Genomic DNA, 14,066 nt, shown 5'->3' on the forward strand with positions numbered 1-14,066 from the left:
AGATGAGAGTAGGGATACAAACACTCTTCTCCAATCAGACATTAGTAACGATTTCAGTAATGCTTGCAGCTATAATGCAGACTTTGGATACAACAATTGCAAACGTTGCCCTGCCTTATATGCAAAGTACATTATCCGCGACTCAGGATCAGATTACCTGGGTTTTAACTTCTTATATCGTTGCTGCGGCAATAATGACTTTGCCCACCGGTATATTAAGTAATAAGTTAGGTAGAAAGAAATATTTTATATGGTCAATAATCGGGTTCACGGTTTCTTCCATGTTATGTGGGACTGCTTTATCCTTAACTGAAATGGTTTTATTCAGGATGTTGCAAGGAGTGTTCGGTGCGGCACTAGTTCCCCTTTCTCAAGCAATTTTACTTGATAGTTACCCTAAAGAAAAGCACGGAGTTGCTATGGCGATGTGGGGTTTCGGCATTATGATCGGGCCTATACTAGGGCCTACGCTTGGGGGGTATCTGACTGAATATTATAGTTGGCGCTGGGTATTTTTTATAAATTTACCCTTTGGTATTTTAGCCTTGCTTGGAGTTATTGTTTCAGTTGCTGATGAAGCAAAATCGACTAATCAAAAATTTAATATTGCCGGGTTTTTACTTGTCAGTATAGCTGTCGGAGCACTGCAATTAATGCTGGATAGGGGGGAGATGAAAGGTTGGTTTTCTTCAACTGAAATTGTTATTGAAACTGCAATCGCATGTTTTGCATTTTATTTTTTTATCATACATCTGTTTAACTCAAAAACACCTTTTATAACTCCCGGCCTGTTTCTTGATAGAAACTTTGTAGCAAGCGTAATCATGGTTTCAATAATAGGTATAATTTTATACGCTTCATTATCGCTACTCACACCTTTTCTGCAAAGCTTAAAAGGTTATCCCGTATTAACTACAGGATTAGTACTTGCTCCGAGAGGGGTAGGGACTATGGTAGCAATGATTATAGTCGGGCATTTAATTACTAGGATTGATACACGAATGCTTATTACATTCGGGTTAGTTTTAATTTTATTTTCACTATGGCAAATGATAAATTTCTCGCTGGACGTTAATATATTGCTTTTAGTTGAAAGCGGCTTAATTCAAGGATTTGGGTTCGGGTTTGTATTTGTTCCCTTAAGCACTATTGCCTTTTCGACCATAAATCCGACTCAAAGGACGGAAGCGGCCTCACTTTACAGCTTAATGAGAAATATCGGAAGCAGTATAGGTATCTCAATATCAACCAATATTCTAGCTGAAAAAACTCAAATGATGCATGCCGTCATTTCAGAAAGCATAACACCGTTTAATCACCTTCTTCATTCTTCTTTATCCCCAAGCGCGTGGGATATTAACACCGTAAAGGGACTGGCGAGCCTAAATAATGAGATTACCAGGCAAGCACAGTCAATTGCATACATTAACGATTTTACATTCTTAATGTATATTTGTGCAGCCTCTCTGCCTCTTGTGCTTTTACTGAAAAAAACCGAAATTGAGAAGAAAGCGGATATAATCGCAATCGCAGATTAAAATTGACAATTCGGGCAGTAAAACGTTGACCTGCCGGCCATTTTATTATTTAAAATTACTTCTTCACATATGTAACATTCTTGGCCTACTCTTCCGTAAACCTTAAATTTATGCTGAAAATAACCGATATCACCGCTTGACCTGACATAGTCCCTTAAAGTGGAGCCGCCGGATTCTATAGCTTCCAATAAAACTACTTTAATCATTTCACAAAGAGTGGTAATTTCTTCCTTGTTTAATGATTTAGCTGCGCGGAGAGGGGAAATCTGAGACCTAAATAAGCTTTCCGCTGCATAAATATTACCGACCCCCACAATTAACGAGGCATCCATAAGCAAAGGCTTGATCGGAGCAGATCTGTTTTTAAATATTTCATGTAAATAATCTTGGTTAAGGGCGGGGGTTAAGGGTTCTACCCCAAGGTTTTTAAATAGATTATGAGTATTGATTTCCGACTCCGGTATTACTGTATAAAGGCCGAATCTTCTTGCATCATTAAAAATTAACTTACTATCCCCAGTTAAGTCAATTTCCAGGTGATTATGTTTATTACTTTTGGGCTCAGTATTTAAAAGAATTTTACCGGACATTCCTAAATGGATTACTAATATATTATTGTCCTCAAGGTGGATTAATATATATTTTGACCTTCTGGCGAGATCCGTAATTCTCTTATTTAAAAGTAAATTGCTAAAGTTTGCGGGAGGAGCAATTCTAAACTTTTTACCTGAGGTATTAATGCTTAAAATTTTCTTACCAATTATAGGATAAAGAGAGTTTTTTACAGTTTCAACCTCAGGTAATTCAGGCATTTTAAACCCCGTAATTTAATTAACTTTTGCTCTTCCTAAAGATATATAAGTGAACCCTGAGTTACTCATTTCTTCTCTTGAATAAATATTCCTCAAATCAATTATTATTGGCTGTTGCATGCATTTCTGTAACTGCTGAAGATCAAGGGTTTTAAACTCAGCCCACTCGGTAATTATGCAAAGCGCTTCCGCATTATTTGCTGCGGTAAATATGTCATCACAATATTCGATACTATTGCCGAATATCTTCTTAGCTTCTTCCATACCTTTAGGGTCATATGCCTTAATTACGGCGCCTTTATTTTTAAGCGTGTTTATAATATCTATACTTGCGCTATCACGCATATCATCAGTTTCAGCTTTAAAAGTCAGACCCAAAATTGCAATAGTCTTGCCGTTAATATCGCCGTTTAAGGCGGATATCACTTTACTTGCCATCTTTGCTTTTCGTCTATCGTTTGAATCGATGACCGCATTAATAATTAAACTTGGGATAGAAGCATCATTTGCTGCTTTTGCAAGAGCAAGCGTATCTTTGGGGAAGCATGAGCCGCCATATCCCGGCCCGGGTTTTAAGAAATGCTTACCGATCCTTTTATCTGAGCCTATCCCGTTTGAAATATCTTCAATATTTCCGCCAAACTGCTCGGCTATATCGGAAATTTCATTAATAAATGCTACCTTCATGGCAAGGAATGCGTTCGCGGCATATTTAATAATTTCAGCGGTGCTGTTATCGGTAAACTCAATATGGGTATCATTTACTATAACGGGAGCATAAAGTTTTCGGGCGATTTCTTTTGATTCCTCGTCCATGGTGCCGATTACTATCCTATCAGGATAAAAGAAATCGTTTACTGCCGAACCTTCACGGAGGAATTCAGGATTGGAAATAATACTAAATTTTAAATCCTGCCTCTTTTCTTCCAGCGTTTTTTTAACTCTATTTGCGGTGCCGACCGGAACGGTTGATTTTATAATGATATACTTATCATGGTTTACGTATTTTGCTATATCTTCCAACACCGAATCCAAGTAAGTCATATTAGCATTGCCGTCTTTAGCGGCAGGAGTCCCGACTGCTATTACTAAAACATCCGCTTTATCAAGTAATGATTTATCAGTTGAAAAATGCAAGTGACCATTCTTGTAATTTTTGATTACCAGCTCTTCTAAACCCGGTTCGTAAATCGGGATTACACCTTCTTTGAGTGCATTAATTTTAGTAACATCATTATCAATGCAATTGACTTCAATACCAAAGTTAGCAAAACATGTGCCTGCAACCAACCCGACATAACCTGTGCCTATAACCGTAACTTTCATATAAAATATTCAATATAAAATTATTTTTGCAGATTAATAGATTTTTATTTTATTAGCAATTTTAGAATGATTTAAAACCATTTATTCTCTATAATTACGGATGTAAAAGATGTAAACTACTTATAAAAAATAATCTGCATGAAAATTAAAAGACTAACCGAAAAGACAATTAATAGAATAGCAGCGGGTGAAGTTATTGAAAGACCTCTTTCAGTGATTAAGGAGTTGGTAGAAAACTCGATAGATGCCGGTGCAAAAAATATTGTTATTGAGATTGAACGGGGAGGGAGGAACTTAATTATAATTACTGATGACGGGGAAGGGATTACTAAGGATGATCTTTTACTTGCTATTGAGCGCCATGCAACCTCAAAGCTAAGTGAAGATGATATTTGTAATATAAATTTTCATGGTTTTAGAGGAGAAGCTTTACCCTCAATTGCTTCAGTTAGCAGAATGAAAATTGCCAGCCGGCATATAACAAAAGATGAGGCATGGCAAATTGAAGTTTTAGGCGGTGAAGTACAAAATTTAACTCCGGCAGGTTTAAAACAGGGCACAGTAGTAGAAGTTAGAGATTTATTTTATTTTACGCCCAATCGGCTTAAGTTTTTAAAATCCGAAAGTTCGGAAATTAGCGTATGTACTGATTTGATAAATCGATTTGCGCTTTGCCATTGCCATATTTCTTTTAAGTTTATTTCAGACGGAAGAGTAATATTAAATTATAAACCGAATCAAACCGACCTAAGCGGAGAGGATACCAGGGTAGGGGATATACTCGGTGCAGACTTTTTAAAAAATTCAGTAAAAGTAAGTTTTAGCCGGGATTATTTATCATTTAAAGGATACACTTCACTTCCCACCTATAGCAGAAAGACTTCGGTAAATTATTTAACCTACGTAAATAGAAGAATAATTAAGGATAAATTTTTTATAGGAGCCGTAAAAGCAGCTTATAATGGGCTGATACCTCATGATAGGTATCCTATGATTGCCCTATTTTTAGAAATTGATCCCTATGAGGTTGATGTTAACGTGCACCCGACTAAAGCAGAGGTGCGCTTTAAGGATGAAAATTTTATCCGCGGTATCATAATCTCCGAGATAAGAAAGGCAATTGCACAGGCAAGCGCTCCTCAAGCAAGTGGTGAAATAAATCCGCCTAAACTATATCATTCCAGGATTAATTTCATACCGCCAAGGCCGATAGTTCAGTCTTCGCTTAATATTAATCGATTTGTGGATGAAAAACCTCAGGCTAAAACTTTTAGCAATAATTTTAATAGTGAGGTTAGTACTTCGCAAATACATGATTCGATAACTGATAGCTTTAGGTCTGTAAGCGTTAAGGTTATGGAGAATGAGCCGAAAGAAAAAATAGAAGAAACAAATACTGATTCCTTTCCCTTAGGTTTTGCTAAATGCCAAATCAATAATACCTTTATTATTTCGGAAAGTAAGGACGGGTTTATTATAGTTGATCAACATGCAGCACATGAGAGATTGGTGCTGGAAAAGATGAAAAAGGCAATGCAGGAAAATAAAGTAAAAACCCAGCCGTTACTCGTTCCGGAAGTAGTTGAGGTTGGGGCGGCTATGGCTGAAAAGATTTTAGAATTTTCCTTTAACTTAAGAAAATTCGGTATTGTGATTGAAAGAAACGGGTTATCTCAGATTTTAGTCAGGGAAGTGCCGTATTTGCTTGGTAAGCTTGATATAAGAAGCTTTATCTTTGACCTGGCTGATAATATTTCGGAATATAATACAATTACCAATCTCGATGAAAAGCTTGATGAGATATGCGGCAATATTGCCTGTCATTCGAGTATAAGGGCAGGGAGAAAGCTATCCGTTGAGGAAATGAACGCAATTTTAAGGGAAATGGAAAACACACCGTTCTCCTCGCAATGTAATCACGGTAGGCCAACTTTCAGGAAATTGACCCTAAAAGAACTTCATAATATGTTCGAGAGAACTTAATTATAAGTTTCGCGAAAAATTTCAATATTAGCCTTAAATATCCACAAATATAATTTTAATATTTTTTTGCTTCAATAATTATATTTAAGTGACTATAATGTATCAAAATAACTAATTATTTAATATTATGAAAAATGATACTCAGAATAACGATTTAAATAAATTATCAAAAGAATTAAATGTTATATTGGAAACAGGAACTGCTAGCGATATTGAAAATTTTGTAAAAAATCATTTTAATCATTTTAGAGGCATAAAAATTCCATATTTTCGTAAAGATTTAGATTTACTTCCTGATAATATTATTATTAAATTATTACATATTGAGGATATTTTATGTTATGTTGTACATACACATGGAAATTATAGGATATTAAAACTATGCTTAGAAGCTAATAAATCCGTAAATTATATTGATATTAATTATGAGTATGGGGCAAATGAGGGATACCCTCTACTTCACAATGAGGTTATCTACGGTAGTTTTGATTGTGTTAAGTTGTTACTTGAAGAAGGTGCAAATCCATATTTAAAAAATTATAAGGGGAGAATCCCGATTAATTATTCAAAAGATGAAGGCATAACGGAACTTTTACTTTCATGGATGCAAAAAGAGCAAACTTCCAATAAACGTGATAGAGAAGACTTTGAAGGTTTTGATAAGAAAGAAGAAAGCACTCCTAGTAAAAGAGCAAAAAATGAAGAATGTTGTGAAGAGTTAGATTCTAAACAACGTGATGAGCAGATTGAAAAAAGGCGACTTGCAGATTCTGCTAAAAAACACAGCCAAGATATTACAAAATTTTTCAAATCCCAAGATAAACCTCCGGTTGGTAAACATTCCGAAAGAATATCTAAGGAAAGTGAGTGCAAAGGTAAAGAAAAGGCTCTATAGAGTTATATATGCTGTTTTTGTATAGTGTAGACAATTAGCTTACAACTGGAGAATCAGATAATAAAAATAGTAAAAAGCACGCGCCTAGCGGCCATTTATGGCGCGTGCTCGAATAAATGACTATGTCATTTATTCGCAAACTCAGTTTAATTTTTTATAGTTTAACTATGCTCGATGTATGTTGAATATTCAACTTACTACACTATACTTAATTTTTAATAAAAAGTCGGAATTTGTTTTATTGCCGACTTTTTTTATTCAGGCTTTTTGCCGGTAAATGTGCGAAAATTTTTAACGTTCGTTAAATGCTCTTTATAAGTTTCGGAGAATTTATGGCCGCCGAGCCCGTCGGCCACAAAAAACAAATCCTTGGTATTAGCTGGGTGCAGCACGGCAGCAATTGACCTAAGCCCCGGGTTTGCAATCGGGGTAGGTGGAAGCCCTTTTACTTTGTAAGTATTATATAATGAATCGCTTTCCAGATCCTTATAATTAAGACGTTTAGGAAAGGGCTCAACCCCGCCGGTCATGCCGTAAATTACGGTTGGGTCGGCCTGAAGCGGCATATTTATTCTTAAACGATTAAGGTAAACGCCTGCAACCAGAGGCTTTTCAGCATTTATACTGCTTTCCTTTTCAACAATGGAAGCTAGAGCTAAAAGCTCGTTAACATCCTTCAAAGGAACGGGTAACACCGCGGTCGCAATAAATAAATTTAAATGCTTCTCCATATCCGCATGCATTCTGGCCAAGATTGAGTCTTTAGGAGTACCGTATGTATATGAATAAGTTTCCGGGAGTAAATAGCCTTCTTTATATTTCTCTTTATTTATGCTGCCTCTTAAGCCATAGCTGTTATCTAATATTTTAAATACTTGGGAATTAGTTAGTCCTTCGGGAACGGTAACTTTATGAATAATTACCTCTCCTCTTGTCAGCTTATGAATTACTTCAATCATCTTCATCCCAGCTTCAAACTTATATTCTCCCGATTGTAAATATTGTTTTTTAAATGAATGTGCTTTGGAAAGTAGGATGAATAAGAATTGGCTTTTAATTACTTCTTTTTTATGAAGTAAATCAGCAATTTGATTGATTGAATAGTTCTTAGGAATTATGACAATTTTTTCTTGATATACATGTGTTTTATAAAACGTATCGTGATAAGAATAAACCACTGCTACAATAAGTAATAGTTTAAATATAAGATATATAATAAAAAATTTCTTTAACTTAGAGAGCATTAAACTTTTTTAAATAATAAGCTGGCATTTGTTCCACCAAAACCGAACGAGTTTGAAAGCGCAACCTCAATTTTCTTTTCTTTTGCCGTATGGGCAACTAAATCAATATCACAACCTGCTGATGGATTATCAAGATTCAAGGTAGGCGGGATTATCCCATGCTGCATGCTAAGTATTGAAAAAATTGCTTCAACGCTTCCTGCTGCCCCAAGTAAATGTCCGATTGAGGATTTAGTTGATGACATCATCAGCTTATAAGCATGATCTTTAAACAATGTCTTAACCGCATTTAACTCAATTATATCTCCAAGCGGAGTAGAAGTGCCGTGAGCATTTATGTATCCCACTTCTTCCGGGTTAACTTTAGCCTTCTTTAAGGCCATTTGCATGGATCTTAAACCGCCGTTGCCGTCAGGCGCCGGAGCGGTCATATGATATGCATCACCACTTAAGCCATAACCGACCACTTCGGCATAAATCTTTGCGCCTCGCTTTTTAGCGTGCTCATATTCTTCAAGTACCACAACACCTGCACCCTCACCCATAACAAAGCCGTCTCGGGCTTCATCCCAAGGTCTGGAAGCTTTTTCAGGAGTATCATTGAAATTAGTTGAAAGTGCTTTACAAGCATTAAAGCCTGCAATACCAAGTCTGCAAACTGCAGCCTCGCTTCCGCCGGCAACCATTACATCAGCATCACCAAGAGCGATCATCCTTGCTGCATCCCCGATCGCATGCGCACCTGTTGAGCATGCCGTAACTACGGCATGATTAGGCCCTTTAAAGCTGTATTTAATTGAAATATGACCTGAGGCCAGGTTTATAAGGGAAGCGGGAATGAAAAAGGGGCTGACTCTGCGTGCGCCTTTTTCAGCTAAAATATTAGCTGTTTCCTCAATAACCGCCAACCCTCCGATACCGGAGCCTATTAAAACACCGGTTTGCGTCATTTCTTCCTCAGTTGAGGGAACCCATCCTGAATCATCAACAGCTTGTGTTGCTGCGGCAATTGCATAATGAATGAATTTATCCATCTTACGAGTTTCTTTTAAAGGAATATATTTTTCTAGATCTAATCCGCATTGCTCATCTTTACCGGGAACCAGGCCGGCAATCCGGGTATTGAGGTCAGATGTGTCAAATAGCTCAAGAGGAATTTTTTTAACTCCGGATTTACTCTGGATTAAATTTTCCCATGAGCTTTTTGCGTCAGCACCTAAAGGTGTAACTAAACCGATTCCCGTGATAACAATACGTCTCATAAAATGCTGCTAAGAAAAGTTAAACTTAGTTTTTTAGTTTAAGAAGCTTTATCAATTTGTGATTTTATAAAACTAACCGCATCTTCAACTTTAATAATTTTTTCCGCTGCATTGTCAGGTATTTCGATATTGAACTCTTCTTCAAATGCCATAACCAGTTCAACGGTGTCCAGGCTATCTGCTCCGAGGTCATCGCTAAACCTTGCATCCGGCTTCACTTTAGACGCATCAACATCTAAATGCTCGGCAACTAATTTAATAACGCGGCTTTCGACGTCGCTCATAATTTCTCCTCTTTAGTTTCAAAAATAGCTTGAGCGCTTTAATATCATATTATTACTCAAGTTGCAAAGTTAAAATTTAAAACTGAGTTTATCAAGCATAATTTTACTTATTTTTAAGGCAGCAATGTTATATATAAATTGCGCAATTCATGAAGTTATTGTAGTAAATTATATAAGCTAATTATTTTTTATATAAAGTTGTATGTTTGAAAACTTAATGTTGGTCGTTGGTATTCTCACCAAAATTTTAATCGTGGTTGTGCCGCTTATTGTTTGTGTTGCTTACCTCACCTATGCGGAAAGAAAGGTGATTGCCTCTATGCAACTTAGAGTGGGCCCTAGTGTGGTGGGGCCTTTCGGTTTATTACAGCCGCTTGCTGATGCATTGAAGTTAATGTTTAAAGAACCTATTTTGCCAAAGAACTCTGATCGGGTTTTATTTATGCTTGCGCCGATGATTACCTTCTCCCTTGCTATGCTCGGCTGGGCGGTGATCCCGGTCGGCAGTGAATTTGTGATAGCTGATATTAATGTCGGGGTATTATACCTTCTTGCAATCTCCTCACTTGGAGTTTACGGGGTTATTATCGCCGGGTGGGCGAGTAATTCCAAGTATGCCTTTTTAGGTGCGATAAGGTCAGCCGCTCAAATGGTTTCTTATGAAGTTTCCATCGGGCTAATTATAGTTAGTGTTTTACTTGTGACTCAGTCTTTAAATTTAAGGGAAATAGTGCTGGCTCAGCAAAGTATGCCGCTTTATTTAGAGTTATTGCTGCTGCCTATGATGGTTATATTTTTCGTCTCAATTTTAGCAGAAACTAACAGGCATCCGTTTGATTTACCGGAAGCAGAAGCGGAATTGGTTGCAGGATATAATGTTGAATATTCTTCTATGGGTTTTGCCATGTTTTTCCTTGGGGAATATGCTAACATGATTCTAATGAGTGCAATTACGGTAATTTTATTTATGGGAGGGTGGCTACCGCCGTTTGGCATCACCTTCCTCGGGTTTGTTCCCGGGATTATTTGGTTTTGTTTAAAGATAATGTTTTGCTTATTTGTCTTTATTTGGGTTAGGGCTGCGCTGCCAAGATATAGGTATGATCAATTGATGAGATTAGGCTGGAAAGTATTCCTCCCGCTTAGCCTTATTTGGGTGGTGCTTATTGCTTCAATTGTGGTTTATACGGGGTATAAGCCTGCTTAATATACTTTGTATAAGGTAAAGAGGTTGTTTTGTTCACTGATAACTAATCAAGGTTCTTTTTTTTAGAAGGGGATTATAAAAAACACATAAATACAAATAACCTTATCAGATACATAGTTCGAATACCTTTCTAATGATTTACCAGAATACGTTAAAATATAATGAAAGCTTAAGTAATCTCATGATTAAGATATCTGCTGGTATTCTATTTTATAACTATAATTATTTTATGTTCTTTGCCAGAATACGTAAATTAAAGATATTTTTATAAATTAATAATGATTAATATTGTTTTATTTTAGTTAATTGTATCTTTATTTTATAATAAATATTATGTATAATAATATTTTTAAAAGCATGAGAGATATTTATGAAAGAAGGAAATAGTTTGTTGGGAAGTTGTAACTTTTTAGATAGTGAAAAGCCAATAAGATTAGTACATGTTACTACGTTTAATTTTAGGGGTCTTTTAGATGGTAGTATTGAAAAAGATGGTAGTATTAGTTATAATCGTAAGTATAATTTAAAAAGGGATGCAGAATTAGCAAATTCAGGCCTTCGGCAAGTTCTTAAAAATACTATAAATTTTATGCTAGTCAGTAGTGATCCTATTAATGCATTTAGTGAGGCAACAAAGTTACCGGAAGAAATTCTTTTCAATATTCTAAAGCTAACTTCAACTACTCCTGAGGCATTATCTGATAAAGATGTAAAAAGTATTATTGAAGTATTTAATGAATTAAAAGAATCTTCTGCAAAAGCTAAAAGGTTATGTGAATCAGAGCAAAGTTATCAAGAAAATTCAAAAGCAATATTCCTTGCTAATCTTAATATAAAAAGAACTATTAATTCACTTGAAAAAAGCATTCCTCCGAAATATACAGAGACTATAACCAGTTCCAGAGAAGCTGAAGCAAGCTTAAAACAAGGACTTTAAATTAAGCTTATAAGGTTGCAACTTTCTAAAGTATAGCTCTTTATATAGTTTTAAACTTTTATTGAGCTAATATATATTGCTTATGTTAATATAGTAATGAAGAAGGTGATTATTCGTTAAAAACTATTCTAAAAATGTGAGCTAATTTTTTTATCGCCTACCTAACTTAGCAACGTTGTTTAAGTCAGCTTCCGCACTTTTCTCAAGAAAATTTTTGGTGAAATGGCCTTTAATTGTTTTGCCCAGCTCTTCGGAAGCTTCCTTTGCAAAGGTGGTGAATTTATCATTACCCATGAACTTTTTGAGGAAATCTACAAACTTATCCACTATACCCATTTTATTAATAGCATTATTTTTGCTTGCGAGGTTATCATGAAGATCATAGGCCTTAACTCTTATATTTTGTTCATCCTCTTTGCCAAGTTCCTTATCGTGCTCGAAGGTTTTTTTAACCCTATCGACTATTGCGTCGGCAAAATTCTCTTTTGAATTTTTATATTTTTGAAAAAGTTTGGTTATGGATAATTTCACGTTACCGGCTAATTCGTCGAACTTTTTGCTGATATTAATCAGTTCGCTTTTATCCTCTCCGTGTTCGGCGGTATTTAAGTTTTGGGCATGCTCTACTTTTGCACCGTTCATTACTAATACTTTTCTGATTTCCTGGTTAGCACAAAGGCTTAAAGGTGTCTGCTGTTCAGAATTAAAACTGTTAATTTTATCATTATTTTTATCTAAAAGATATTGAAGTCTAACATCTCCAAATTCAGCGCGGAAAGCTTCTCCTCCTTTGTTTAAAGCATAAACGGCTCTGTGCAATATATTGTTACTATATTTATTATTTTCTACATATTTTATATCCTCCAGAGAGCTAAATTTTTGAATATTATCAATCATTTTGTTAATAGATTCACTTCTCATTTCACTGATTAGAGGAGCGGTATATTTTTCAGGTAACCCTTCTATCCTCGGTTTTATTTCTCGCTTAACTAATAATTCAACTATGTGTTTAGGGGTGATATCCTGTTCCTCTTTTATTGAGGAAATGAGTGAACTTGCTACTTCACCGTTTAGGTATGCTAAGTTTAATATTGAGTCTATAGCTTTGCTTCTCTTCTCTTCAGCATTTAAACCGCTTAACTCCTGTTCAAGTTTCTCTTCGATTATTTTATAATGAGTCTTAAGACCTCTTCTTTTATACTCTTTGTTTAAGGTATCGCCCGATATTCCATTTTTTTGTTGATTAAGAAATACTTCCTCAGCTTGAGCATCCGTTACTAAAACGTTTCTTTTAATAGTATCGATATATTGCAGTTTTATTTCTTTATTTTCTATTTCTTTCAATGAGGCATCCAACTCTGATAGTTTGCCGGTAATGTGCTCATTAAAACTTTTAATTAACTCGGATTTTTCCTGTGCAGGAATATCAGCATTTTCCGCTAGTTCCAGCTCATAGCGCAGCAGCTCAATTCCGATTAAAGCCTTTATATAATCATCTTTTCTGTAATTACCTGCTTTAATAGGATCCGGGATATCACCCGGTTGTAACTTGCCGTCTTTAATGCCTTCTAAGAGTGCTGAAATAGAAAATTTGCCGTTATTTAGTTGTCCATTGATAAGTCCGATATCCTTACCCGTAAAACTATTTGCATTAAAAGCGGCTGCACTCAGTAAGTTTCTAACTATTTTTTGAGTTAACTCAGGATTTGTTTCTACTAACAATCCTACATTCTCAATTCCGCGGTTTTCAAAAAATGATATAAGTATTTGATCTAAATCTGCTGCCAGCACAGGATCAAGAATTTTTGAAGTATTTATCATATTTGTAAAAATGTTGCCGGGATTGCTCTTCATAAAATTATTTTATGATTTAATTATAATTTAATTATGGCGCTAAATTATTAACAAAAGGTTAATAAGGCTTTTTTAAAGCAATAAATTTATAAAGTTTATAAAATTCTAACAATTTGGGATAAGTAAAGTTAAGCTAAAAAGCCGGCGAAATCATTTGCAGTGATCGAGTAAATATATACATCAATTGGTTCGCCTCTTATAATTCTATACCCACGCATAGTGCCTTCGCGTTTAAAGCCTACTTTTTCGAGTAAACGCTGTGAAGGAATGTTGCCAAGCATGGTGCGCGCTTCAATTCGATGAAGATTCATATTTTTAAAACCGAATATAATAGCATTAGTTAATGCTTTAGTCATAATGCCTCGGTTCCAATATTCCTTCATTAAATCATAGCTGATTTCAGCTCTGCGATTACTAAAATTCCATGTATTGAAACCGATAGTACCTAAAAATTCATCAGTTGAAGTATCTGAAATTGTCCAAAATACACTTTGCTTTCTATAAAATAAACCACCCCAAAATTTTATTTCCTGTTCAGTTTGCTCCAAGCTATTGGGAACATCTTCATCGGAAAGATACTTAACAACTTCAGGCTCTGACATCATTTTAAAATATCTTTCCTTATCCGAAAGCATTAAATCTCTGAGCTTAATTGTACCGAGCTCTATAACCGGAAACTTATTAAAAAAACGGTGGTAATTAAAAGTATCTGACAAAGCCTTTT

The 14,066-nt window shown here is 35.5% G+C and carries 12 protein-coding genes; 5 read left to right on the forward strand and 7 right to left on the reverse strand.

Features of this window, described 5'->3' with window-relative positions; genetic code table 11:
- Positions 1 to 2: 2 nt before the first annotated feature.
- A complete protein-coding gene (locus tag I862_RS00240; RefSeq protein WP_052646255.1) occupies positions 3 to 1,538 on the forward strand; it encodes a DHA2 family efflux MFS transporter permease subunit in 1,536 nt (511 codons plus the stop codon).
- Here the strand turns inward: I862_RS00240 and mutM are convergent.
- Both mutM and I862_RS00250 read right to left on the reverse strand, forming a co-directional pair.
- Positions 1,535 to 2,350: a bifunctional DNA-formamidopyrimidine glycosylase/DNA-(apurinic or apyrimidinic site) lyase gene (mutM, locus tag I862_RS00245; RefSeq protein WP_038537578.1), complete on the reverse strand. Its 816-nt coding sequence runs from the start codon at positions 2,348 to 2,350 to the stop codon at positions 1,535 to 1,537. The genes I862_RS00240 and mutM overlap by 4 nt on opposite strands.
- Before the next feature lie 15 nt (positions 2,351 to 2,365).
- Positions 2,366 to 3,676: a UDP-glucose dehydrogenase family protein gene (locus I862_RS00250; protein WP_038537581.1), complete on the reverse strand. Its 1,311-nt coding sequence runs from the start codon at positions 3,674 to 3,676 to the stop codon at positions 2,366 to 2,368.
- 138 nt (positions 3,677 to 3,814) lie between these two features.
- Between I862_RS00250 and mutL the strand changes: the two genes are divergently transcribed.
- Both mutL and I862_RS00260 read left to right on the forward strand, forming a co-directional pair.
- Positions 3,815 to 5,659, forward strand: a complete 1,845-nt coding sequence (mutL, locus tag I862_RS00255; RefSeq protein WP_038537583.1) for a DNA mismatch repair endonuclease MutL — start codon at positions 3,815 to 3,817, stop codon at positions 5,657 to 5,659.
- A gap of 127 nt (positions 5,660 to 5,786) precedes the next feature.
- Positions 5,787 to 6,554 (forward strand): ankyrin repeat domain-containing protein, encoded by a 768-nt coding sequence (locus I862_RS00260; RefSeq protein ID WP_038537585.1) that lies wholly within the window; start codon positions 5,787 to 5,789, stop codon positions 6,552 to 6,554.
- A 254-nt stretch (positions 6,555 to 6,808) separates the two neighbouring features.
- Here I862_RS00260 and mltG read toward each other — a convergent pair whose 3' ends face one another.
- The 3 genes from mltG to I862_RS00275 are packed head-to-tail and all read right to left on the reverse strand — an operon-like array spanning position 6,809 to position 9,344.
- Positions 6,809 to 7,798, reverse strand: coding sequence for an endolytic transglycosylase MltG (mltG, locus tag I862_RS00265; RefSeq protein WP_038537589.1), 990 nt, complete (start codon positions 7,796 to 7,798; stop codon positions 6,809 to 6,811).
- On the reverse strand, positions 7,798 to 9,060 hold the full coding sequence (gene fabF, locus I862_RS00270; RefSeq protein WP_038537592.1) for a beta-ketoacyl-ACP synthase II: 1,263 nt from the start codon (positions 9,058 to 9,060) through the stop codon (positions 7,798 to 7,800). The genes mltG and fabF overlap by 1 nt, the downstream gene beginning before the upstream one ends.
- A gap of 38 nt (positions 9,061 to 9,098) precedes the next feature.
- Entirely contained in the window at positions 9,099 to 9,344 is a 246-nt protein-coding gene (locus tag I862_RS00275) for an acyl carrier protein (RefSeq protein ID WP_038537595.1), read from the reverse strand.
- 202 nt (positions 9,345 to 9,546) lie between these two features.
- Here I862_RS00275 and nuoH point away from each other — a divergent pair, with 202 nt between their 5' ends.
- Complete coding sequence (gene nuoH / locus I862_RS00280) at positions 9,547 to 10,551, forward strand: NADH-quinone oxidoreductase subunit NuoH (protein ID WP_038537597.1); 1,005 nt, start codon at positions 9,547 to 9,549, stop codon at positions 10,549 to 10,551.
- A 370-nt stretch (positions 10,552 to 10,921) separates the two neighbouring features.
- Positions 10,922 to 11,488: a hypothetical protein gene (locus tag I862_RS00285; RefSeq protein ID WP_038537600.1), complete on the forward strand. Its 567-nt coding sequence runs from the start codon at positions 10,922 to 10,924 to the stop codon at positions 11,486 to 11,488.
- 150 nt (positions 11,489 to 11,638) lie between these two features.
- Here the strand turns inward: I862_RS00285 and I862_RS00290 are convergent, their stop codons facing one another.
- Positions 11,639 to 13,342, reverse strand: a complete 1,704-nt coding sequence (locus tag I862_RS00290; protein WP_038537602.1) for a hypothetical protein — start codon at positions 13,340 to 13,342, stop codon at positions 11,639 to 11,641.
- Positions 13,343 to 13,470: 128 nt separating this feature from the next.
- Positions 13,471 to 14,058, reverse strand: a complete 588-nt coding sequence (locus I862_RS00295) for a GNAT family N-acetyltransferase (RefSeq protein WP_038537604.1) — start codon at positions 14,056 to 14,058, stop codon at positions 13,471 to 13,473.
- Positions 14,059 to 14,066: the final 8 nt, after the last annotated feature.

This window comes from endosymbiont of Acanthamoeba sp. UWC8 (assembly GCF_000730245.1).
Classification (GTDB): Bacteria; Pseudomonadota; Alphaproteobacteria; order Rickettsiales; family Midichloriaceae; genus Jidaibacter.

What these genes read in the sequence shown, in the direction of transcription:
- I862_RS00240 (WP_052646255.1), top strand. Translation starts at nt 3, where the DNA reads ATGAGAGTAGGGATACAAACACTCTTCTCCAATCAGACATTAGTAACG.
- mutM (WP_038537578.1), bottom strand. Translation starts at nt 2,350, where the DNA reads ATGCCTGAATTACCTGAGGTTGAAACTGTAAAAAACTCTCTTTATCCT.
- I862_RS00250 (WP_038537581.1), bottom strand. Translation starts at nt 3,676, where the DNA reads ATGAAAGTTACGGTTATAGGCACAGGTTATGTCGGGTTGGTTGCAGGC.
- mutL (WP_038537583.1), top strand. Translation starts at nt 3,815, where the DNA reads ATGAAAATTAAAAGACTAACCGAAAAGACAATTAATAGAATAGCAGCG.
- I862_RS00260 (WP_038537585.1), top strand. Translation starts at nt 5,787, where the DNA reads ATGAAAAATGATACTCAGAATAACGATTTAAATAAATTATCAAAAGAA.
- mltG (WP_038537589.1), bottom strand. Translation starts at nt 7,798, where the DNA reads ATGCTCTCTAAGTTAAAGAAATTTTTTATTATATATCTTATATTTAAA.
- fabF (WP_038537592.1), bottom strand. Translation starts at nt 9,060, where the DNA reads ATGAGACGTATTGTTATCACGGGAATCGGTTTAGTTACACCTTTAGGT.
- I862_RS00275 (WP_038537595.1), bottom strand. Translation starts at nt 9,344, where the DNA reads ATGAGCGACGTCGAAAGCCGCGTTATTAAATTAGTTGCCGAGCATTTA.
- nuoH (WP_038537597.1), top strand. Translation starts at nt 9,547, where the DNA reads ATGTTTGAAAACTTAATGTTGGTCGTTGGTATTCTCACCAAAATTTTA.
- I862_RS00285 (WP_038537600.1), top strand. Translation starts at nt 10,922, where the DNA reads ATGAAAGAAGGAAATAGTTTGTTGGGAAGTTGTAACTTTTTAGATAGT.
- I862_RS00290 (WP_038537602.1), bottom strand. Translation starts at nt 13,342, where the DNA reads ATGAAGAGCAATCCCGGCAACATTTTTACAAATATGATAAATACTTCA.